The 20,905-nt window shown below is 58.4% G+C and carries 20 protein-coding genes; 7 read left to right on the plus strand and 13 right to left on the minus strand.

Annotated elements, in window-relative coordinates:
• The first annotated feature begins 23 nt into the window (after positions 1-23).
• Complete coding sequence (locus tag ACJ8QI_RS13805; protein ID WP_343181818.1) at positions 24-275, plus strand: CsbD family protein; 252 nt, start codon at positions 24-26, stop codon at positions 273-275.
• 93 nt (positions 276-368) lie between these two features.
• On the opposite strand, the gene ACJ8QI_RS13810 is transcribed toward ACJ8QI_RS13805, so the two are convergent.
• Both ACJ8QI_RS13810 and ACJ8QI_RS13815 read right to left on the minus strand, forming a co-directional pair.
• The gene (locus tag ACJ8QI_RS13810; RefSeq protein ID WP_442532659.1) at positions 369-1,112 is read right to left on the minus strand and encodes an ankyrin repeat domain-containing protein; all 744 of its coding nucleotides are present in this window, start codon (positions 1,110-1,112) and stop codon (positions 369-371) included.
• A gap of 7 nt (positions 1,113-1,119) precedes the next feature.
• Positions 1,120-2,598, minus strand: a complete 1,479-nt coding sequence (locus ACJ8QI_RS13815; protein ID WP_442532660.1) for a phospholipase — start codon at positions 2,596-2,598, stop codon at positions 1,120-1,122.
• A gap of 384 nt (positions 2,599-2,982) precedes the next feature.
• Here ACJ8QI_RS13815 and dsdC point away from each other — a divergent pair, with 384 nt between their 5' ends.
• On the plus strand, positions 2,983-3,912 hold the full coding sequence (gene dsdC / locus ACJ8QI_RS13820) for a DNA-binding transcriptional regulator DsdC (protein WP_141967488.1): 930 nt from the start codon (positions 2,983-2,985) through the stop codon (positions 3,910-3,912).
• 11 nt (positions 3,913-3,923) lie between these two features.
• Here the strand turns inward: dsdC and ACJ8QI_RS13825 are convergent, their stop codons facing one another.
• The 3 genes from ACJ8QI_RS13825 to ACJ8QI_RS13835 are packed head-to-tail and all read right to left on the minus strand — an operon-like array spanning position 3,924 to position 5,490.
• A complete protein-coding gene (locus tag ACJ8QI_RS13825) occupies positions 3,924-4,226 on the minus strand; it encodes a hypothetical protein (RefSeq protein WP_102984315.1) in 303 nt (100 codons plus the stop codon).
• Positions 4,227-4,229: 3 nt separating this feature from the next.
• Positions 4,230-5,153, minus strand: a complete 924-nt coding sequence (locus tag ACJ8QI_RS13830) for a DMT family transporter (protein ID WP_442532661.1) — start codon at positions 5,151-5,153, stop codon at positions 4,230-4,232.
• Positions 5,154-5,199: 46 nt separating this feature from the next.
• Positions 5,200-5,490, minus strand: coding sequence for a hypothetical protein (locus ACJ8QI_RS13835; RefSeq protein ID WP_049200124.1), 291 nt, complete (start codon positions 5,488-5,490; stop codon positions 5,200-5,202).
• Positions 5,491-5,887: 397 nt separating this feature from the next.
• Between ACJ8QI_RS13835 and ACJ8QI_RS13840 the strand changes: the two genes are divergently transcribed.
• Positions 5,888-7,039, plus strand: coding sequence for a porin (locus ACJ8QI_RS13840; RefSeq protein ID WP_442532662.1), 1,152 nt, complete (start codon positions 5,888-5,890; stop codon positions 7,037-7,039).
• 57 nt (positions 7,040-7,096) lie between these two features.
• On the opposite strand, the gene mltB is transcribed toward ACJ8QI_RS13840, so the two are convergent.
• The gene (gene mltB / locus ACJ8QI_RS13845; RefSeq protein ID WP_038876549.1) at positions 7,097-8,185 is read right to left on the minus strand and encodes a lytic murein transglycosylase B; all 1,089 of its coding nucleotides are present in this window, start codon (positions 8,183-8,185) and stop codon (positions 7,097-7,099) included.
• Between the two features lie 279 nt (positions 8,186-8,464).
• Between mltB and ACJ8QI_RS13850 the strand changes: the two genes are divergently transcribed.
• Positions 8,465-8,920 carry a DUF805 domain-containing protein gene (locus ACJ8QI_RS13850; RefSeq protein WP_060419938.1) on the plus strand — a complete coding sequence of 152 codons (456 nt, stop codon included), beginning with the start codon at positions 8,465-8,467 and terminating at the stop codon, positions 8,918-8,920.
• On the opposite strand, the gene pgaD is transcribed toward ACJ8QI_RS13850, so the two are convergent.
• The 4 genes from pgaD to pgaA are packed head-to-tail and all read right to left on the minus strand — an operon-like array spanning position 8,917 to position 15,158.
• On the minus strand, positions 8,917-9,357 hold the full coding sequence (pgaD, locus tag ACJ8QI_RS13855; protein WP_060419934.1) for a poly-beta-1,6-N-acetyl-D-glucosamine biosynthesis protein PgaD: 441 nt from the start codon (positions 9,355-9,357) through the stop codon (positions 8,917-8,919). The two genes, ACJ8QI_RS13850 and pgaD, sit on opposite strands and share 4 nt — an antisense overlap.
• A complete protein-coding gene (gene pgaC / locus ACJ8QI_RS13860) occupies positions 9,354-10,688 on the minus strand; it encodes a poly-beta-1,6-N-acetyl-D-glucosamine synthase (protein ID WP_038876552.1) in 1,335 nt (444 codons plus the stop codon). The genes pgaD and pgaC overlap by 4 nt, the downstream gene beginning before the upstream one ends.
• On the minus strand, positions 10,685-12,691 hold the full coding sequence (gene pgaB / locus ACJ8QI_RS13865; RefSeq protein WP_342120388.1) for a poly-beta-1,6-N-acetyl-D-glucosamine N-deacetylase PgaB: 2,007 nt from the start codon (positions 12,689-12,691) through the stop codon (positions 10,685-10,687). The genes pgaC and pgaB overlap by 4 nt, the downstream gene beginning before the upstream one ends.
• Before the next feature lie 10 nt (positions 12,692-12,701).
• Positions 12,702-15,158, minus strand: coding sequence for a poly-beta-1,6 N-acetyl-D-glucosamine export porin PgaA (pgaA, locus tag ACJ8QI_RS13870; protein WP_442532663.1), 2,457 nt, complete (start codon positions 15,156-15,158; stop codon positions 12,702-12,704).
• A 581-nt stretch (positions 15,159-15,739) separates the two neighbouring features.
• Here pgaA and ACJ8QI_RS13875 point away from each other — a divergent pair.
• Both ACJ8QI_RS13875 and ypdK read left to right on the plus strand, forming a co-directional pair.
• Positions 15,740-16,177, plus strand: a complete 438-nt coding sequence (locus tag ACJ8QI_RS13875; RefSeq protein ID WP_060419926.1) for an antitoxin HicB — start codon at positions 15,740-15,742, stop codon at positions 16,175-16,177.
• A gap of 557 nt (positions 16,178-16,734) precedes the next feature.
• Entirely contained in the window at positions 16,735-16,809 is a 75-nt protein-coding gene (gene ypdK, locus ACJ8QI_RS13880; RefSeq protein WP_099782600.1) for a membrane protein YpdK, read from the plus strand.
• Between the two features lie 66 nt (positions 16,810-16,875).
• Here the strand turns inward: ypdK and ACJ8QI_RS13885 are convergent, their stop codons facing one another.
• The 3 genes from ACJ8QI_RS13885 to ACJ8QI_RS13895 form a co-directional block, all read right to left on the minus strand.
• Positions 16,876-17,400, minus strand: a complete 525-nt coding sequence (locus ACJ8QI_RS13885; protein ID WP_060419922.1) for a cytochrome b — start codon at positions 17,398-17,400, stop codon at positions 16,876-16,878.
• Between the two features lie 110 nt (positions 17,401-17,510).
• Positions 17,511-18,740 (minus strand): alanine transaminase, encoded by a 1,230-nt coding sequence (alaC, locus tag ACJ8QI_RS13890; RefSeq protein ID WP_016926818.1) that lies wholly within the window; start codon positions 18,738-18,740, stop codon positions 17,511-17,513.
• Positions 18,741-18,859: 119 nt separating this feature from the next.
• The gene (locus tag ACJ8QI_RS13895; protein WP_060419919.1) at positions 18,860-19,399 is read right to left on the minus strand and encodes a GNAT family N-acetyltransferase; all 540 of its coding nucleotides are present in this window, start codon (positions 19,397-19,399) and stop codon (positions 18,860-18,862) included.
• A gap of 168 nt (positions 19,400-19,567) precedes the next feature.
• Here ACJ8QI_RS13895 and ACJ8QI_RS13900 point away from each other — a divergent pair, with 168 nt between their 5' ends.
• Entirely contained in the window at positions 19,568-20,812 is a 1,245-nt protein-coding gene (locus tag ACJ8QI_RS13900) for a DUF1479 domain-containing protein (RefSeq protein WP_060419917.1), read from the plus strand.
• Positions 20,813-20,905 lie beyond the last annotated feature (93 nt).

The following is a 20,905-nucleotide window of genomic DNA, read 5'->3' on the forward strand; positions in this document are numbered from 1 at the left end:
TCGAACCTTAGGAGCGCATCATAATGAACAGCGAAAAAGCCAATGGCATGATGGAAAAAGTGGCGGGCAAAGCGCAGGAAATGGCGGGCGACGTCACCGGAAACGAACGTTTGCAGGCCGAAGGCGTCACGCGCTATGCAGCGGGCGCGCTGCAAGAAAAATACGGCGACGCCCTGAGCTGCACCGGCAGCATGATGAAGAAAAACCCCCTCGCTGCATTAGCCCTCATTGCCGGCGCTGGCCTGTTGGCCGGCCTGCTGCTGCGCCGCCGTTGATGCGCGCCGACCAGCACACCGTTTTTCCCTGAATGCCGCGCCCGGAGGGTCACCACCGGGCGCGGTTCTTTTCGGCGATGCAGGCCCGATTTGTTATTGAACTCTCAGCAGTTTCTTTAATTCAAGGTATCGAGTATGCAATGAATCATTACCCTCCGTTTTCTTGATTTTATCATCGAGTAAATCAACAAAGTTTTCACCAAATCTATCTTCAATAAACGGATTTGCACCATGTTTAAGCAGAAGATTCATATGGTCAATTCGCCCCAAATAAGCACACTCCACTAATGGTGTTCTCTTTAACCTATCCTGAATGTTAATGTCCGCACCATATTTTATCAGTGTCGCCATTGTCTCTGTATTACTGGATTTAATTGTCTGAAATATTATTGGTAGATCATCAAGTTTGCCTCTTGCATTAGGAGACAATCCCCCATCAAGCAATGCCTTTAACCAAATACCGTTGTCTAATTTTGCCATCCATTCAGCAGGACTGGCACCGCCATTGGGGCGAGGTTGCAGTGGATCGGCTCCGGCCTTTACCAACTCAGTCGCAATCTGCAGCCGTTCCGGCGTGGCATTGTCATGAGTCGACGTCGCCAGAGCATAAAACAATAATGTCATATCGTGTTCACCGGGGCTGTTCAGATCCGTCTCTTTCGCCAGACGTTTGATGTCGCCGATATTCCCATCGCGGATAGCCTTAGCCAACACAAGCTGTTGACCTGTAAAGTAACCTTCTGGCGGCAAGTCCATTCCTTTCTCCTTACATCCGGTTGTAAACACCAATCCAATCGCGATGAACAGCGCTGCGAACACGTTAAAAACTTGTCTCATTAAGCTTCTATATCCTGTGACCGATTGTGGCGATATCATCGTCTTTTTCCTGTTCGATGCAGTCTATCACTTGTTGGATGCCATGTCGGTCCCCCATATTTCCCACACCGCCATCAAGCGTGTGTTTAACACCAACTGCATCCGGCAAATGCGACGATAACTTTTCCTTCGCGGCCAATAACGCAAGGTTGCCATTAACGTCGATAAAATCTTGCCTGAGATCGACTTCCTGTAACCTCGTCAAAACTTCACCCTTCACCCGGTAGGCGTTGATAATATCTTCACGGCCCACCAAGGAACCGCCATATTTTTCCACGGTACTTGAATTCAATCCCGCAGCATTAAATGTCCACCCAGATTTACCGCTGGTCATTGATGCCGCCGATGCCAGCCCACCACCTAGCGAATGCCCAGAGGTATCTACCCGGCCCTTTAATAAAGAGCCAATATCTACAGCTCTTTGATAGTATGCAGATTCAGCACCTCTGCCTTGGTTGAAGTTATTCGTCCAGTCTTCCAGGTTCTTTATCTCTGGCAGTTCACGGTCGATAAATATCTTCTTCGCCGCATTCAGTTTACCATTAGGAAGTTCAGGCATTCTTGACCCGCGAAAAACAACTGTCGGATTCATATCATCGCCAAACACGGCTTTATCCGGAGCATAAACCCTTGCCAAAAAACCCGGTGATATCTCATTGTCATAAAGCGTTTCCCGGCGAATCCCTAAACCATCCAAAAAACCGCCGTCATTACTCACATCCCGCCATCCTTCCGGCACGCCAGGCGTAGCCGCCAACGGATTGGTCGTGTTATAGACATTCTGCGCCAGCTTGGCCTTTTCCACCGCGACGTTATTTTGCGCCAGGCGTTGCGCCGCAATCCGCGCATCCGGATAGATACTCCGCTCCCCTCGACCAATCAGATATTTTCTCGCCTGCCAGCGCTCCTGTTTGCTCATTGGGCGAATGACCTCTTTGATGACGGTAAGGCTTGAACCAACGGCGGCGGCCACCGCCTGCATCATCGGCGGATTTTTAGCGGTGTTTTGTCTCGGGGGCAAGGAAGTTGGTTTAGGCCTGGCGGCGTATCGGCTGATCATCTCTTCATAACGTTGAATTATACGTTCGACTGGGTACTGCGGCGGTAATACAGTGCCGGGATAGCGCTGCAGGCGCCCTTGCGCATTGATGAAAAACGGATATTTGACGGGGCTCCAGGCGCCGATGCTTGCATCGACGGCCAGCAAACTGCCGCGTTTTAGTTCATCAAACACGCCGCGCTTCATGCCGCTATCTTCCCGGTAACTCGATACGCCAATACCGGACTGCGTATTGCGCGTGATAGTGTGCCTGCTCGATATCGACGACATGGACGAACCGCCGAACAGGTAATATCGTTCCAGCTCATAACGCGCATCGGCGGGATTGAGGATGCGGGCGAATTTCTCCGGCGCCAACGATTCCGACATAAAATAAATCAACTGCACAATGGCCTCCCTTCGGCTTGCTACTGGCTTTCCCTTCGTCTGTCAGTGAACGTCACTGGACGAGCCAGTTTTTTATCATACCTACAGCTCTACTTGACCGATACGTGCGTAAGAAATAACGGCCTTATTTTTCACCGTTTCTCTTTCTACGTCACATTTATCTTTAAAGGGTTTATGTCAGACCTCGTCAATTTCTAATTTCAGTCTGCCAGCAGACAAGTCATTTACCGGTTCATGTTATCTCATCATCTTAATCCTTAAAATCTATGACGGTAATCAGTAAACAGGACCCTGATATATAACCTGAACATATTAATCAACTTGGGTTTATCACTCATGCCATTAAGTGTTAATATTGGCACATTGCGCGCACGGAGAAATAGCATGTTCCCCAGTAAAAAACATTCACAGCGGGCCACCCCGCTCACCAGCTATCAATTTTCTCGGCTGCATACTTTCGAATGCGTCGCCCGCCATTTATCTTTTGCGCTGGCGGCGCAAGAATTGTCGATCACCCCGAGCGCCGTAAGCCACCGCATTAATTTGCTCGAAAAAGAATTGGGCTTTCTGCTATTCCAGCGCTTTCATCGCAGAATTACCCTGACGCCGGAGGGCGAGCGCATGCAATGGGCGCTGAACAGCTCGTTCAACACCTTGAACCAGGAAATTCTGGACATCAAAAATCGCGAGTTGACGGGGACATTGACCCTCTACTCGCACCCGTCTCTGGTACAATGTCTGTTGTTGCCGCGCATCGGCGACTTTATCGCCCAGCACCCCACCATTCACCTCAACATTTTGACCGGGCAGGAAATCATCAACCTGGCCAACCGCGGCGTGGATCTGGCGATGTACTTCGGCAAACTGCCCTCGGGGCGGCATCTGGACGAGGCCTTTATGCAGGAATCGATGGTGCCGATTTGCACGCCGCAGTACGCCGCCGCACATAACCTGTACGATGCGCCGGAAAACCTGGTCCACTGCACGCTGCTGCACGATCGCTACAACTCCGGCGAAGACGAGTGGCAAACCTGGTCGCAACACTTTGCGCTGGGGCTGGATACCGACAGTAAAAGCATGGAGTTCGACCGTTCCGATCTCGCGGTGCTGGCCGCCACGCGGCACCTTGGCGTCGCCATGGGGCGGCTTAATCTGGTGCAGGACTGGATCAAAAGCGGCGAGCTGATCATTCCGTTCACCGATATGACCGTGCCCTGCGAGCACTGCTATTTTACCTCGACCATTTCCGAGCGGCAGTGGCCCAAGATCCTCGCATTTAAGCAGTGGATCATGAAAATCTCCCCTCTGGTCTGATGGCCAGAGGGTTAGCGCTCTATTTTGGGGGAATAAGAAAAATGCAGCGCGCAGGCGTAGAGCCGGCCGGCCTTTGAATAAGAGATGTATTTGCGGCTTTTATCCCAAGCCAGCAGGGAGTTATTGGCAAAATAATAAACCTCCAATTGCATCCCATTCGCCAACCTCGACCAGCCTCGGCTTCTTATCACGGTAAAATCACCGTTATCGCTGAGCGTAATCAGCGGCACGCCCCAGGCATAGCGGGATATTTGCAACTGAATAATGAATTGGCTTTCGCAGCTTATTTGGTAGTTCTGTACATCAACATCCATAATTTATATTTTTGGTGCCACCCTTCGGTCAAAATAAATAAGATATGAACAACTCACCACGATTAACCCCAGCACGATCAGCACGGCCCCCAATACAAACTCAATTTGCAGCGGTTCGCCGAGAATGACGCCCCCCGCCAGGATGCCGAATACCGGCGTCATAAAGGTGAGAATGCCCAGCGAGGAGGCCTGATAACGGCGCAGCAGTGAAAACCAGATCAGGTAGCTGAAAAACGACACGATCACCGTTTGGAACAGCAGGCTGCTCCAGGCCACCGGGCTCAGGACGACGTGCAAATTGTCCGTCGCTATCGCCAACAGCGACAGCAGTACACTGGCGCCCATCAACTGGAACAGCAGCGTCTGTTTGGCCGGGCACTCCGCCAGGCGCGTGGTACGGATCACCAGGGTAGAACCACCCCAGGCGATCCCCGCCAACAGGCCATAGAAATCGCCTTTCAGCCGATCGGCTCCGCCGCTTCCCTCAGCCATGCCAGATATGGCCAGCACCACGCCGCCAAAGGCGATGAGCATGCCCAGCCACTGCACCGGTGACAGGCGCTCCTGAGGAAGGAGAAAATGCAGGCCGAGGGCAGAAAACAGCGGCGCGGTGTACAAAAACACCGCCATATGCGAGGCGCTGGTGTAGCGCAGCCCTTCGGAGACAAAAAAGAACTCCAGCGCGAACAATGCCCCTACGCTCAAACCGGCGCTCAGCGTGGCGCGATCCCAGGTGAAACACTCACCGCGGCAACGCGCCAACAGGTATACCCCCAGCGCGGCAAGGCCCGAGCGAATGGCAATTTGCAGCACCGCCGACACATCCTGCTCGGCGGCCTTGATCGCCACCTGCTGCATCCCCCAGATGGCGCAAAGCATCACCATGGCGGCGGCGGCCCTGCCGTCAATACCGACTCTTGCATTCATAATAGGATTCTCGCCGTCGTTGAAATAATAACAGGCTACCGTCGAATTATTCTTTATACACCACGATTTCCTGATAAAGCTTAATAACCTCACCATCGCTGTCTACGGAGTCGGTATATTCAGTTTGCTGCGCTAAATGAATCACCCTCCATCCTTTACGCGCCAGTTCCGGGATCGTCAGGCGCCCCACGCCGCGGCAGGTAAACAGGGTGTCGTCAGATAGCCTGAGTTTACTAACCTCCGCATAATCATAAGCTTGAGAATGGCAAACGTGCGACTCCGCCGCCATCGCCGGCAGTGAAAATAGCCCCACTAACAACATTAACAGGTTTCTCATGGCGACCTCCCAATCGCTTATTCCTGCCGGCCGATTACGCAGAAATGGCTAACGTTAATACGGTGGTGACAGGTTGAAATTAATTATCTCTTGCAAGACTGAAATTACAGGCAGGTGCCGGTGACTGACAAATGAAAAATATAAACCTTGGCGTTAAATGAATTCATCCGAATCGAGAAACATGAACAGCGGCCCTTTGCACCGCACGGAATGGTCAAAAACCGGCCAATAATTAGCAAGAAAAGTAATTATTTATGTCCCTGTTTATGTTACAAATGCCGCCCGCCGCTAAAACACCAAAAAAAACCGTCAAAATGCGCAAAAACGCAGCGTTCTGCGCAAAACATCGGCATGGCGGCGCTGATGGGGGCGGTCATACATAAAACAGGGATAACACATGGCAATGAAATTGCGCGTATTGACTCAAGCGGTGGCGCTGGGTCTGGCGATCGGCAGCGCGTCGTTCGCCGCTCAGGCGGAAATCACCCTGCTGAAGCAGGATCCACAGGCCGGCGATCCGCTCAGCCGCCTGAACTTCACCGTTGGCGGCAGCATCCGTCCGCAGTTCAACAACATGACGGGCGACGGCGACAAAGGTTCCTACAAGCGTAACGGCTTTGACGGCGGCACCCGCTTCCGTTTCGCGGCGGACTACTACCTGTTCGACGATATCAGCTGGATCAGCTACTACGAGCTGGGCGTAAACATTCCGGCGCTGTTCGACTGGGATCATCACTATGCCGACGGCGCGAGAAACACCAGCCGCCGCATGCTGTACACCGGCCTGAAAAGCAACACCTGGGGCCAGATGACCTTCGGCCAGCAGAACAGCGTTTACTATGATGTGGTTGGCGCCAAGACCGATATCTGGGACTACGACATGTTGGCCCAGGCGCCGGGCAACGGCATCAACGGCGACTACGACGGCTCTTACCGTTCACGCAAAATGCTGAAGTACAAGAACCGCTTCGGCGATGCGGACATTTATGCGTCGTACGTGTTCAGCGACAGCGACTACCTGCCGGGCAACGGCCTGCGCTATAAGCGCAAAGGCGGCGGCTCACTGGGCGTGGATTACCACATCACGCAGGATCTGACCTGGGGCACCGCCTGGAACTACACCCGCGCCGAAATGCGCAACCCGTCCACCAGCGGCAGCAAGAGCTACGATCAGAACATCGTCGGCACCGCCCTCAGCTGGAAACCGGACAACTGGACCCTCACCTTCGGCGGCGGTTACTACCACGACTTCCTGACCACCAAGAAAGCCGACGTCAACAATTACTTCGCCGGCGATGCGTGGGGTATCGAATACCTGGCCGGTTATACCGTGCCGGTTGGCCAGTACGCGGTGAAATCGGTGATGCCGTACTTTATGGGCGATCGCCTGGAATACGTCACCGGGCGCAACTACCAGCGCATCGACAACGGCCTCGGGGTTACCGTGCAGTTTGACTACGGCTTCCGCGTTGACGTAGAGCACGTGCTGACATCGAGCACCGACAACCTCGGCGATATGACCGTGGTGCGTCTGCGCTACGATTTCTGATTGCTCAGAACGTAAAAAAGGCCGCGCAAGCGGCCTTTTTCGTTTATGGGCGCAGCGTCAGAAACCGCCGCGCGCCGAGCGCCCTACCGCTTCGCCCAGCTGCCATACCGCCATGGCGTAATGGGTGCTGTGGTTATAGCGGGTGATGGTGTAGAAGTTCGGCAGGCCGTACCAATACTGGTAGCCGGTGCCGACGTCCAGCCGCAGCAGGCTGGCTTCCTGGTTATCCCCGAGCGATCCCTGCGGGCTCAGGCCGGCTTCCGCCAGCGCGGTGACCGAGTAGCGGGTCTTGAAGCCGTTTTCCAACCCCGGCGCCTGGCCGTTGGCCTGAATCGCGACCGGCTCGCCTTTGGACCAGCCGTGCGCCTTGAAGTAATTGGCCACGCTGCCGATGGCATCGACCGGATCCCACAGGTTGATATGGCCATCGCCGTTGAAGTCGACCGCATAGCTCTTGAAGGAAGAAGGCATGAACTGCCCATAGCCCATCGCGCCGGCGAAGGAGCCGCGCAGCTCGAGCGGATCGTCGCCTTCGGTGCGCGACATCAGCAGGAAGGTTTCCAGCTCACCGGCGAAGTAATCGGCGCGGCGCGGGTAGTCGAAGGCCAGCGTCGCCAGCGCATCGATAATGCGGGTTTTACCCATTACGCGGCCCCAGCGGGTCTCCACGCCGATAATCCCCACGATGATCTCCGGCGGCACGCCGTACACCTGCCAGGCACGCTGCAGCGCATCCTGATATTGATTCCAGAACACCACGCCGTTTTGCACGTTATCCGGCGTGATGAACTTGTTGCGGTAGCGCAGCCAGGAGCCATTCGGCCCGGTTGGCCCCTGGGTCGACGGCGTCGGCGCCTGCCTGTCCATCAGCCGCAGAACCGAATCCAGGCGCCGTGCCTGCGCCAGCACGTCGTGCAGTTGCTGCCGATCAAAGCCGTGTTCCTGCACCATCTTATCGATAAAGCGCGCGGTATTCGGGTTATTGGCGAAATCACCACCCAGCGGCGCGCCGCTGTGCGCCGGGCTCAGCAAAAAGCCGCCCTTTACCGGGGTGCCCTGCGGCGTAGCGGTGGGACTGGGTTTCGGCGTGCTGCTACAGGCAGCAAGCAAGGTAATCAGCGGTAAAAGCGCAACCAGGTGACGCATCGGATATCCATATAACCATGCAAGAGATAAGTGGGAGTTATGTTAATGCATTGTTCGGCGCGAACAAACTGGATTATGTCGCCAATTACCGCGTCAGGTAGCCAAACGTGCCAAATTGTGACGTTTTGCACGGTGAAAGGACGCCCGGTGCGGCCGCGCGGAATCTCAACCGCGACTAAATGAGAAAAATTATCACCTTGACGCCCCCTTTTACCCCGATAAAATGCCCGGCTGCTTGCCATCCGGCTATCGCCGCAATGATCACGACAATGGACTGTAATGGAATCTCTCGGACAACTCGCCAAAGATCTTTACCGTGGGCGCATCTCGCGCAAACCCTTTGTTTTCTCGCTGGCGATCTTCGCCATTGGCATCGTGTTGCTGTCGTTTCTGTCGACCTACCTGGATAAAAACCATTTTCGCGCCCATGCGCACGGCGATACCGAGGAATTCGTCTCGGTATTGCTGTACCTGCTGTGCATTATGGTCTGGGCGCTGTTCTGTTTCGGCCTGGTGACGTGGTTTATGGCCAAAACCGCGTTTCGGCTCAACGATATCGGCCTGCCGGGTTGGGCGCTGGCCGTGGCGTGCTATGTTTGCTCGGTGCTCAACAACTACTCCCCCGGCCCGGTGGCGCGCTGGCTGCCGCTGTTCAGCCTGGCCGTCATGATCTGCGCCCTGCTGTTGCCGCCGGGCGGGCTGCGCCGCAAGCCGGACGGCAACGCTGACGACTAACGCAGCTGCACCACCTTGTTCGCTGCCGGTTCGGCCGCCGTCAGCCTGCCGCTGACCTGGCTGATGCCGCCGCCGCTGTTATGGGACACCACGGCGATCGGCAAATGCCGCAGCTGCCGGGTTAACTCCGGCGTGATATAGCCGATGTGGGTGTTCGGTTGCTGTTTCCGCCAGCGGCCGGCCGCCCTGCGGCGGGAGAAATACTGGTTGTATTTGGCCCAGGCGATCAACGTGACGGCATTGAACAACGCCACAATGATATACAGCGAGATCACCTCCAGCAGCGACAGGGCGGACCCCACCCCGTGCTGATCCATCACCGACATCAGGCCTCGGCTGAACAGATAAAGGAAGCCGCACCAGGCAAAAAGCGTCAACAGGCTGTCTACCACGCGCGGCAGCAGGCCGCGTTCGGAATAAATCAGGACGTCCGTCATTCTTTGATCCTCCCAATGCCCCGATCGGGGCTGATCCAGCGCGCACGCCCGCGCCGAGCTTTCAACATCACTTTGGAAAACGCCACCAGCGTGGTCAGCAGGCTGAGCAGCCAATACACCAGCGGATACCAGATAATCCAGAACAGCGAGCGGCCGAAGCCCTTCTCATAGCGCTTTTCCAGCAGCAGGCTGACGGTGAACTGCAGCAGGCACACCACGCCCAGCACCAGGCCGGTAAACGCCGGCGTCAGCAACGAATGAATGCGGATGCCCTCCGGCAGCGGCACCGCCAGCCCGACCAGGAAAATCAGCACGCTGACCAGGTAAGTGAACGCCCACAACGTAGAGAGGCAATACTCGGCGAACAGCAGCCACATATGCCGGTGCTCCCAGGCCCACAGGTTGCGCAGATTCTTTAAAAACACCTCGGCGCCGCCCTGCGCCCAGCGCAGGCGCTGCTTCCACAGTCCGCGCAGGGTCTCCGGCATCAGGATCCAGCACAGCGCCCGCGGTTCGAAGAAGATAGCCCAGTGCTTGAGCTGCAGCTTCCAGCTGATGTCGATGTCTTCGGTGATCATGTCCTGGCTCCAGTAGCCGACATCGGTAAGCGCTTGCTTACGAAACGCGGCCACCACGCCGGAGATGGTGAACAGGCGGCCATAGACGCGCTGCGTGCGCTTGATAAGGCCGATGATCGACGAAAACTCACCGACCTGGATGCGGCCGATCAGCGTGGAGCGCGTGCGGATGCGCGGGTTGCCGGTCACGGCGCCGACGTGCGGATTGGCCAACAGCGGCGCCACCAAATAGGCCGCCGCATCGCGATCCAGCAGCGCATCGCCGTCGATGCACACCAGAAACTCGCTGCGCGCCGCCGCCGCGCCTGCCTGCAGCGCGATCGCTTTGCCCTGATTTTGCGCCAGATGGATCACCCGCAGGCGGGGGAACTCCAGCGTCAACTGATCCAGCACCTCGGCGGTGTCATCGCTGGAACCGTCGTTGATGGCGATCACTTCGATATTTTCATAGCGCTGCGCCATCGCCGCCGAAATGGTTTCACGCGCGTTCAACCCTTCGTTGAAACAGGGGATCAGCACGCTGATCGACGGGTTGCCCGGCAGCACCGGCGCGGGCATGTCCGGGCTCCAGCGCCAGTGGCGCTCGCGGTGCAGCCAGAAATAGATGCCGCCGGCGATCCAGATACCGGACATGAACAGTGGCCAGAAAAACACGAAGTTGAGCAGCACTTCGCCGGTAAACAGCAGGACGATGCCGAAAGGCACGCTCAACACCAGGCACAGGATAAATAAGGCAATTAAACGATCGGTCATGGCAGTGGGAACCAGGCTGAGGACAACACCGGGCGAATGGCATCCAGCTTAGGCCGATCGTCGAGGAAGTTGTCGGGGTAATAACCAAAGCTCTGAGCGCCATTGCGCTGCAGGCGACGCATCCATTCGGCCAGCAGTTGACCGTCATCCAGGCTGATCCGGCGCTCCTTGCGCCAGTCGACGGCCTGCAACTCAAACACCGTTTTATCGAGCGCGCCGGGGTAAGCGGCCACTTTGCCCACCAGTTGATCCAGCCAGCGGCCGCTGTCGGCACGCGACACGTTTTCCATCAGCGGCATCGCCATCGGCGCTACCCAGTCGTAGGCCTGCAGGAAATCCGCCAGATTCTGGCCGAACCAGGCTTCGCTGGCGGGCTCGAGCACCGGCATCGCATAGATGTTGCGCGCGGTTTGCACCTGCGGGCCGCGGATCGCCCGCACCCGCTCGGTCAGCGACTGGGTAAACGCGATCAGCGCCCGGCTCTTGAAGCGCGTCCAGCGCACCATCTGCTGCGGATCCTGGCGTATCGCCGCCACCGAATCGGCGAAGCCGGCCTGGCGGTAGGCCGCAACGGCGTCGGGGCCGGCGTCCTCGAAGTCCGACAGCAGGGCATCGTCGTGGAACAGGATCCCTTTGAAGGTGGCGTGGGCCGCCAGATCCTCGTAGATCTCACCGATGCGCTGGCGCGCCACCGGGCTGAACGGCGACAGGCGGCGGTACTGCTTGTCGTCTACCGACAGCTGCCCGCTTTGCGGATCGAGGCGCTGTACGCGCGGCACGTCAGAGCCCAGTTCGAACGCCAGCACCGGCATCCAGGCATACACGGCCACGCCGGTGCGCGAAGAGAGCTGCCAGGAGACCCGGTTGAACAGGTCGGCCTTCATCGGCAGCCAGCGGTTGGGGAAATAGAGCTCGCGCACGTTGCCATCGCCTTTTGGATCGGCGAACGCCTGCAGGAAAACGGTATTGATGCGCAGGTCGTAGATGCGCTGGATCAGCTTGTCGAGGTTTTTGGCCTGCTGCTGCGGATCGGGATCGTAGAGGTAGTCGAGATCGACGTGCGCCACCCGCATGATCTGCCGGTTCTGTATCTGCGTCAGCTGCTGGGCGAAGCTCGTCAGCGACGGGTTACCGGCCACCAGCATGCGCGGCACGTTTTCAGGCGCGTTGACGTCTCCCAGCCCGTTCTCCAGCGTCAGCGCCATGCGGTAACCGTGCTTGCGCGCGATGTCCAGCGCCACGCCGCCGGCCGCGCCGTACGGCCAGACCCACACGCGCGGCGCCTTACCGGTGGCGGCGGTGATGCGCTGGGTGATCAACGCCACGTCCTTCTCGATGCGTTGGCGATATTCCGCCTCGCTTTCGTAGCGGCCCTGTTTGGCGTCGTACAGCCGATTGGCGACCGCCGGTTCGGTATTGCCCTGCGGGTTGGCGATGCCGCCGTAATGCGACGCGTAGGTGTGCGCGCCGATCTCCACCAGCCCGGAGTCCGACACCTCCCGCACCTGCTGCCAGGTGAGGAAGCGATCGCGCGGCGTCATCAGGCCGCCGAAATCGACCGGCTTGCCGGCCGGCGCATCCAGCCAGACGCCGACCGGCGCCAGCACCGCCGGCCAGTTGTAGGCCTTCAGCAGCGGGAAGACCCGGCTGTAGAAGCTGCGGTAGCCGTCGTCGAAGGTCAGCAGCACCGCCTTGTTCGGCAACGCCGGGCCGCCGTTTTGCGCCTGCAGGATCTGCTCGACCGACACCGGCTGGTAGCCGTTTTGCTTCAGCCAGGCGAACTGTTCGTTGAGCGCGCTGGTGCGCACCGACATGTAGCGCTGGTCCGCCGCGCCGTCTTCCACGTCGTGATACGCCAGCACCGCGTAACGGTTGGCCGGCCAAGGGCGTTCCATCGGCCCCACGGGGCGCTCCGCCGGCGGCGTGAAGCGCGGCACGTCCGCCTGGCTGCAGGCGGTGGTCAGCAACGCGGCCAACACGAAAAGCGAGGATCGAATAAGCATGATTATTCCTTTAAAAACGATAATTCAGATCAAACGTCACGCCGATGTTCCGCTCGCGTTTGCCGTCGTACGGATGCTTCTCAAACTGCAGCATCGCGCCGGCGTCCAACACCCCGTTCCAGCTGATGCGCTGGCCGTAACCCAGCTGGGTGATCGGCTTGCGCGCATAGTCCCGCTGCCAATAGCTGCCGGCACCGGCCTGGAACTGCTGGCTCCACTCGGTCTGATAATGGCGATACAGGGTGTGATCGAGCGTTAACGACGGCAGCAGCGTGAAGTCGCGCTTCGGGTTGTAATACGGCACGTTCTCCTGGCTGTTACGGCTGCCGGACAGCGTCAGGTTCATGTCCAGCCGATAGCGGGCGCCGGCGAGCAGCCGTTGCCGCCCTTCCAGGCCGTATTCCAGCCGGTTGTTGCCGTCCGAGAAGTGCGAAGGCGCCACGCTGGCGCGCAGCTCGCGGCTTTCGTTCTGCTGCCAACGCAGCCACAGGTTGCCGCCGTTGGCGCTGATGCCGTTGGTCAACGCACGCAGCGGCGTCTCGGCCGACAGGCGCGCCACCGAACCGCCGAGGCGCCATTGATCATTCAGGTCATACCAGGATGAGAGGCGCAGGCCGAGCTCATTGCCGTGGCCGTAGTTGCGGTTGGCCACCTCGGCCTCCAGCCACAGATCGCGCGAGCGCCACTCGGCGCCGGCGCTGAGATCGCGGTTGATGCCCTTGCCCTCGTCGAACTGGCCGGTGTTGAATCCCCAGCCGGTGAACAGCCGCCAGTTGTCGTCGATCGGCGGTGAATAGAGCGCGGCGTGAATGCCAAAATCGTGGCTGCCGCTGACCGGCCCGTCGGAATCGATGCCCTGATTGCCGCTGATACGCAGTTCAGACATGTGGTGAATGCGTCGCGAACGTTCAAGCTGCTGAGCGGCGACGCTTTCCGGCGCGCGCTGAATGACATCGTCGGCCAGCAAATCCAGCTGGCGCCACTCCTGCAACTCCAGCGCGACATAGCCCTGCTGGATCTCCAACGGCAGGCTGCGCGGCTCCAGCCCTTCCACCTGCTTGAGCTCATCCTCGGCGCGACGCGGCCAGCCGCGCGCCAAATAAACGCTGGCCAAGGAGATGCGCAGACCCTGATTGCCCGGCGCCGTGCGCGCCAGATGGGTCAGCTGCCGTTCGGCCTCGGCCAGATCGCGTTGATAAACCCGCGACTGCGCCAGCAGCGATTGGCCGACCAGCCAGTCATCGTTGTAGGCCAGCGTCGGCAGCTGGTACAGGCGGGTCGCGTAGGGATAGCGCTGGCTGACGCGCTGCGCCAGCAACGCCGCCTGATCGATGCGTTCGTTCTCCGCCTGCGCGTAAAACAGATCGGTTTCGTCTTCGGCGGTCACCGCCTGCGGTGCGGCGGCGTTCAGGCGGCCGAAAATGGCCTGCGCCTTGTCCGGCTGCTGCAGATAGAGGTAGGCGGACGCCGACCAGCGCTGGGCATAATCCGGCACCGTGCGCCCTTCCGCCTGCAGGGTTTGATACTCGCTCACCACGTCGGCCATTCGATAACGCGCCAGCAGCGCACCCAGGCGATCGATACGCGCCTGTTGGTAGCTGTCCTGCGCCTCCGGCAGCGGCCGCCACTGCGTCAGCAGTTGGTCATAGCGCGCCAGCGCGCGGTCGGCGATGACGAAACGTTCCTGTTCGCCGCGAGCATCGATAAACGACAGCCGCACCAGTTCGGCGGCCTCATCCGCCTGCAGGCGGCGCTGCTGCGCGGGCGGCAATGCCAGCCCCTGGCTTTCACGCAGCGCCGGATCCGCAACCCGATTTGCCGCCAGCAGCGTCACGTAATAAGCCTGAATTCCGGTGTCGGACGGCGCCAGCGCACGGGCATGGGTGGCGTTTTCCAGCGCCGCCCAGCTGCGGCCGGCGGCCTGGTCCACATAGGCGCGCGTCAGATACCACGTCGCCGGCTCCAGCAGCTTCTCCGCTTTTGCCGCTTCCGTTTGCGCCTGCACATCCTGCCCGGCATCTGCCAGCGTCATCACATAGCCGCGCTGCAGACCGCCGTCGGCGGGAGCGAGCTGCAACGCCGCACGCCACAGGCGCAGCGATGGTTGCCACTGCTTCAGGTTGCGATAGGCGCGGGCCGCCGTCGCCAAACTGGCGCTATCCCGCTGCAGCGCAGCGCCGTCGGCACGCCAAAGCGCGACCACCTCTTCATCGTGGCCGGCCCAGCCGGCCACCTGGATATAATCGGCTCGCTGCTGCAGGCTCAACCCCTCCTGAGCGCGCCGCTGCGATAAATACGCCAGCACCGGCGCGGTATCACCCGACCTGGCCTGACGGATCAGCGCGTCATAGCGTTCATCCGCCAGCGCGGCGGCCGGCAGGGATAAACCGATAAACAGCAATGACGCCGCATATTTGGTGGCGTGGCGTTCGGTAAAGCGTAATGAACGCGAGTTAACTTTAGGCACGAGGTATTCCTTTAATCCGTGAGCTGCTGTCCTGGCAAAGTGGAAATGCGAGCAGGCACCCGAAAAATCGGCTAAGGCCGTCGGGTAATAAGCATGGAGTAATGAATATTTCTGTCTGACGCACGCTTAAATAGAATCGAATGCGCCTTTGCCTAAAAAGAGTATTTTATAAATCTGCCGATGAATACCGCAGCCAGGTGATATCTGAATGAAAATGGAATTTCACAATTGTTAAAAAGTGAAATAATAAAAATTAAAGCCATAAAAATCATAAATATACATTTTTATCATGATCAATATTCTTATCTTCATCCCTTCGTGTGAAATTGTATAAAAACCGACGTGATATTTGATTTCAATTCTCATTATCAATCATTAATGGGGATGTTAATCCAAGCACCTAATTAAATAATCTTTCTTTCCGTAAAAAATAATAAGAATATTGCTAACAAGAAAATTAAATTTGCCTGCTAATAATTATTACTTTCAATTTAAATTCCCCCACGGCGACGTTCATGCTGGCTATCTCCCGGGCATGCCGTCACAATAGCGCCTCATTCAGGCTTCAATCAGGGATTGCCATGTACAGCCACTACCCCGCCCATTACACCTTCGATAGCGACAGCGACGCCTGGCAGATCGGTTTCCACGACTTCCCCGAGTGGCAATCGGCCTGCTATAAACGCGAAGACGTCGAGCTGGAAGCGCAGGAAAGCCTGCTGGCCGCCATCGCCGCCGCGATGGACGAAGGGCTGCCCCTGCCTGCTCCTTCCCCGCTGCAAACCGATGACTTGAGGGTACACCTGTCGGTGCTGGTGGCGCTGAAGATCGAACTGCACAACGCCATGCTGCGCAAAAACACCGGCAAAGCGGAGCTGGCACGCAAGCTGGGATTCAACAGCGGGCAAATGGAGCGGTTGCTGGATCTCGGCTACGCCTCGAAGGTTGAGGCGTTGGAGCAGGCGCTGTATCTGCTGGGCTACGAAGTGCGCGTGACAATAAGCGAAGTTTGCCAATAAGTTAGCGGCAGGTAAGCGAAATATTATCCGATGGGGCTAAATTTTCCCCATTGTGCGCCGATATGATCGTTACCTAATCACTTGTCGCAACAACGAAGGCTAAAAATGGAGTGGAGTCGCCGTCATATTTGGGCCGTTATTCTGCTGTCTTGTCTCGTTTTTTGGGCCATTTTGGTGACCGGCATCAACGCCGTCGCTTGAACGCCTGCCACCGCATTGCAATACCCCGATTTTAAAACCCGCAGCGGCAGGCTACTTCCTGTCGCTTGCCCATAAAAAGCGTTATAAAACAGTCCACGCTGTGCAAAAAACAGCCGAAAATTGTGATCAAAAACACAGTATTGAAATCAGACCAGTATTGAGAGTACATTAGCGCCGATCCTGTCGCGGTTCGGATTTTACCTCACGGAGCATGAGGCGCGACAACCGGACAACCCGTACGTGGGGCCGTTGTTCTTTCGCTTGGAAGAACCCACCCGACAGGCAGGTTGCCCATAAAATACTCAGCACAACAATCGGGATCATTGCTGGCGAGGACTCCAGACAGGAGTTGTTCAGTGAAATATTTTTTGATGGGCGTGTCATTCATGCTGGTTGCCTGGGTTGGCACCTTCATGTTGATGGTTGCCTGACAGCAGCCAGACCAGGAACACAGCCAAAGGGACGCGCAAGCGTCCCTTTGTCGTTTCGGCTTGCGATCATTTGCCCGGCATCATGCGGCGCAGGGTGTCGTCTTTGCGCAGGTAGTGATGATACAGCGCCGCCAGCGCATGTGCGCCAATGATAAAGTAGCCGATGTTTGCCAGCGTCTCATGAACCGTTTTGACCAGCTTGCGCATCACCGGATCCGGCATCACCCACTGCGGCACCGGCCAGCCCAGCAAAGACCACGATTTCCCGCCGTAGGCCAGGGTTAACATGCCCAGCAGCGGCAACATCAGGAAAACCACATACAGCAGCCAATGGAAGATCTTGGCACCAACCTCCTGCCATTCTTCCAGCGGTGGCGTGGTCGGCGGCGGCGTGTGGAAAGAACGCACCGCCAACCGAATCAGCATCAGGGCAAAGACCGAAGCCCCAAAATTAAAGTGCAGATTTTTGACCATCGGCACCCACGCCTCCGGCACTGAATCTTTCAGCAACATCGCCGCATAGGTGAGGATCACCATCAGCAGCGTCAGCCAATGTAAAACGATTTGCGATCGCGCGTAGCGGTTGCTCATACACTCTATCCAAAAAATAAAATTCAGCGTAGATGAGCATAATGGGGAAATGATGAAGAAAACCTTGGGACGGAAAAAATAAGGCCGGGCGAACGCCCGGCCTGACAGCATTATTTGGCGCTGCCGGCCTTGCCCGGCTTCAGCAACCCGTCCGCGCGGAACATCGCCTTGATACCGCGCACCGCCTGGCGGATACGGTCCTGATTCTCGATCAGCGCGAAGCGCACGTGGGTATCGCCGTAGTCGCCGAAGCCGATGCCCGGCGAGACGCAGACCTTGGCCTCTGCCAGCAGGCGTTTGGCGAACTCCAGCGAACCGAGGTGGGCATAAGGCTCGGGAATTTTCGCCCACACGTACATCGACGCCTTCGGATTTTCCACCATCCAGCCGGCCTCGTGCAGCCCCTTCACCAACACGTTGCGGCGCTGCCGATACTGCTCGGCGATATCGCGCACGCACTGCTGATCGCCTTCCAGCGCGGCGATGGCCGCCACCTGCAGCGGCGTAAAGGTGCCGTAATCGTGATAACTCTTGATGCGCGCCAGCGCGCTGACCAGTTCAGGGTTACCGACCATGAAACCGATGCGCCAGCCGGCCATGTTGTAGCTTTTCGACAGGGTGAAGAACTCCACCGCAATGTCTTTCGCCCCCGGCACCTGCATGATCGACGGCGCTTTCCAGCCGTCATAGACGATATCGGCATAGGCCAGATCGTGGATCACCAGCACGTTGTACTGCTTGGCCAGCGCCACCACTCGCTCGAAGAAATCCAGCTCCACGCACTGTGCGGTCGGGTTGGACGGGAAGCCGAGGATCATCATTTTCGGACGCGGGATGGTTTCCCGAATGGCGCGCTCCAGCTCACCGAAGAAATCCACGCCGTCCACCAGCGGCACCGAACGCACCTGGGCGCCGGCGATCACCGCGCCGTAAATGTGGATCGGGTAGCTGGGGTTCGGCACCAGCACGGTATCGCCGTGATCGAGGGTCGCCAGCATCAGATGCGCCAGCCCCTCTTTCGAACCGATGGTGACGATGGCTTCGCTTTCCGGATCGATATCCACCTGATAACGATCGGCATACCAGCGCGAAATGGCGCGGCGCAGGCGCGGAATGCCGCGCGAGGTAGAGTAACCATGGGTGTCGTCGCGCTGGGCGACGGCGCACAGTTTTTCCACGATGTGCGGCGGCGTCGGGCCGTCGGGGTTACCCATGCTGAAGTCGATAATATCCTCGCCGCGACGGCGTGCGGCCATCTTCAGTTCGGCGGTGATGTTGAATACGTAAGGGGGAAGGCGTTCAATGCGCGTGAAACGGCGCTGTGGACTGTTATCAGCCATAGGGGATTCCTCGATAGACGTTAGCGCCCGGACCGTCCGAGCGACGCAGGCCAGCGAACTGACCGAATATCGAACATAGCGCAGCGCCGACGAGCTTGTCGATACCCGGCGCGATATTTTTATTTGCCGCCCTGAAACTCCGCCGCCAGCAGCCCGAACAGCCAGTCGTCGCACCACTGCCCCGCCAGACGGTAGTTGTCGCGCAGCGTGCCTTCCAGCTGAAAGCCGCACGATTCCAGCAGGCCGCGCGAAGCGAGGTTGCCCGCGGTCACGGTGGCGGTCAGCTTGTGAAAGCCGCAGGCGTTCACCGCAAAATCCAGCACCGCCCGAAGCGACTCCTTGCCATAGCCCTTGCCCTGCCCGGCAGGCAAACTCCCGTATCCCACTTCCGCCTGCCGATACGGCACCCACTGCGGGCGAAAACCGGTAATGCCCACCGCCTCTGCGCTGTGCTTCTCACGCATCACCAGGCACAGCCACTGCTCGCCGTGTTTGTCCCAGGCCGGCAGCCGCTCCTCGAACCGGGCGCGGATCTCCGCTTCGCTGCGCGGATCGGAGATGTAACGGATCACCTCGGGATCTTGGTACAGGCGCAAAAACAGCGGCCAATCCTCGGCGGTTATCGACTGCAAGCTCAGACGTTCAGTGACCAGCTTCATATAATCTCCGAAAAACGAAAAAGAGGAACTTACGAATGAAAGATATCTCTTTATTTTCCCCGATGGGTTGCCGATAATCATTCACGTTAAAACCACAAAACCATAACGTCTTGCCCGATTCCCTACAACCGCTCGCCGCAGTCACTCATGCGGCACGAGGAGAACACCATGGCCTCTTTAGTCATCGACGATATTCCGCAAACGATCGTTAACGTCAAACGCCAGCTGCGCCAGGCATTGCCGAACTACCGCGACGTGTTTCTGGCGCTGGAAGAGAACATCCGCGGCCAGGTCGAACAGATCCGCCGCGAGCTGGCCGCCGGCCACAATCCGGTGCCGCAGATCGACGCGGAAGATATCCTGCAGCAGCGCGTCAGCGAGCAGCAGATAGCGCTGATCAAACAGCGCGGCGCCTGCGCCATTCGCGGCGTGTTTCCCCGCGCCAAGGCCGAGGGCTGGAACCGGGAAATCGGCGACTACCTTGAGCGCAACAACTTCGTCGAGCGGTTGAAAAACGCCGCCGAAGACAACTATTTCGGCAAGCTGGCCGCCAGCAAACCGCAGATCTACGGCATCTATTGGTCGAAACCGCAGGTCGAGGCGCGGCAGGATGCGCGTATGCATGCGGTGCAGGTGTTCCTCAACAGCCTGTGGGCCACCGAGAGCAACGGCAAACAGCATTTCGATCCGACCCGCGTCGCCACTTACGCCGATCGCACCCGCCGCCGCCCGCCGAACTCCTCGTCGCTGGGCCTGTCGCCGCACGTCGACAGCGGCACCATCGAGCGCTGGCTGGACGAAAACTTCCGCTATGTGTATCGCCACGTTTTCTCCGGCGACTGGCAGCAGTACGACCCCTTCGCCGCCGACGGCCGCACCGAGGTGCGCGAGATAGCCTCCCCGGCGGTCTGCTCGATGTTCCGTACCTTCCAGGGCTGGACGGCGCTGACGCCGCAGCGCACCAACGCCGGCACGCTGAACCTGGTGCCGATCGCCAACGCCATGGCCTATGTGCTGCTGCGCGCACTGCAGGACGACGTCGCCGACGACGATCTGTGCGATGCGGCGCCGGGCCGCGCGCTGTCGATCTCGGAAAAGTGGCATCCCCTTTTATTAAGTGGGATTTCCCCTATTCCCGATCTGGAGCCGGGCGACACGGTCTTTTGGCACTGCGACGTGATCCACGCGGTGGAGAACGAGCATAACGGCGAGTTCGACAGCAACGTGATGTACATCGCCGCCGCGCCGGGCTGCGAGAAAAACGACGCCTATCTGCAGCGCCAGCTGCCGAGCTTTATCGACGGCAGAACGCCGCCGGACTTCGCCCCCGACGATTTCGAGGTGGATTTCGACGGCCGCGCCACCGCCGACCTGCTGACGCCGCTAGGCAAAACGCAGCTCGGCATGGGCTGATCCCCCCGCCCGTGGCGTGCGCCACGGGCCCCTTTCGCTGTGGTATACTGCCGCCATCCGTAGGCCGCAGCGAGAACCCGTCGTGCACCCTTT

The sequence above is a fragment of the Serratia sp. CY84636 genome (assembly GCF_052166245.1).
GTDB classification, from domain to species: domain Bacteria; phylum Pseudomonadota; class Gammaproteobacteria; order Enterobacterales; family Enterobacteriaceae; genus Serratia; species Serratia nevei.

What these genes read in the sequence shown, in the direction of transcription:
- ACJ8QI_RS13805 (WP_343181818.1), top strand. Translation starts at nt 24, where the DNA reads ATGAACAGCGAAAAAGCCAATGGCATGATGGAAAAAGTGGCGGGCAAA.
- ACJ8QI_RS13810 (WP_442532659.1), bottom strand. Translation starts at nt 1,112, where the DNA reads ATGAGACAAGTTTTTAACGTGTTCGCAGCGCTGTTCATCGCGATTGGA.
- dsdC (WP_141967488.1), top strand. Translation starts at nt 2,983, where the DNA reads ATGTTCCCCAGTAAAAAACATTCACAGCGGGCCACCCCGCTCACCAGC.
- ACJ8QI_RS13825 (WP_102984315.1), bottom strand. Translation starts at nt 4,226, where the DNA reads ATGGATGTTGATGTACAGAACTACCAAATAAGCTGCGAAAGCCAATTC.
- ACJ8QI_RS13830 (WP_442532661.1), bottom strand. Translation starts at nt 5,153, where the DNA reads ATGAATGCAAGAGTCGGTATTGACGGCAGGGCCGCCGCCGCCATGGTG.
- ACJ8QI_RS13835 (WP_049200124.1), bottom strand. Translation starts at nt 5,490, where the DNA reads ATGAGAAACCTGTTAATGTTGTTAGTGGGGCTATTTTCACTGCCGGCG.
- ACJ8QI_RS13840 (WP_442532662.1), top strand. Translation starts at nt 5,888, where the DNA reads ATGGCAATGAAATTGCGCGTATTGACTCAAGCGGTGGCGCTGGGTCTG.
- mltB (WP_038876549.1), bottom strand. Translation starts at nt 8,185, where the DNA reads ATGCGTCACCTGGTTGCGCTTTTACCGCTGATTACCTTGCTTGCTGCC.
- ACJ8QI_RS13850 (WP_060419938.1), top strand. Translation starts at nt 8,465, where the DNA reads ATGGAATCTCTCGGACAACTCGCCAAAGATCTTTACCGTGGGCGCATC.
- pgaD (WP_060419934.1), bottom strand. Translation starts at nt 9,357, where the DNA reads ATGACGGACGTCCTGATTTATTCCGAACGCGGCCTGCTGCCGCGCGTG.
- pgaC (WP_038876552.1), bottom strand. Translation starts at nt 10,688, where the DNA reads ATGACCGATCGTTTAATTGCCTTATTTATCCTGTGCCTGGTGTTGAGC.
- pgaB (WP_342120388.1), bottom strand. Translation starts at nt 12,691, where the DNA reads ATGCTTATTCGATCCTCGCTTTTCGTGTTGGCCGCGTTGCTGACCACC.
- ACJ8QI_RS13875 (WP_060419926.1), top strand. Translation starts at nt 15,740, where the DNA reads ATGTACAGCCACTACCCCGCCCATTACACCTTCGATAGCGACAGCGAC.
- ACJ8QI_RS13885 (WP_060419922.1), bottom strand. Translation starts at nt 17,400, where the DNA reads ATGAGCAACCGCTACGCGCGATCGCAAATCGTTTTACATTGGCTGACG.
- alaC (WP_016926818.1), bottom strand. Translation starts at nt 18,740, where the DNA reads ATGGCTGATAACAGTCCACAGCGCCGTTTCACGCGCATTGAACGCCTT.
- ACJ8QI_RS13895 (WP_060419919.1), bottom strand. Translation starts at nt 19,399, where the DNA reads ATGAAGCTGGTCACTGAACGTCTGAGCTTGCAGTCGATAACCGCCGAG.
- ACJ8QI_RS13900 (WP_060419917.1), top strand. Translation starts at nt 19,568, where the DNA reads ATGGCCTCTTTAGTCATCGACGATATTCCGCAAACGATCGTTAACGTC.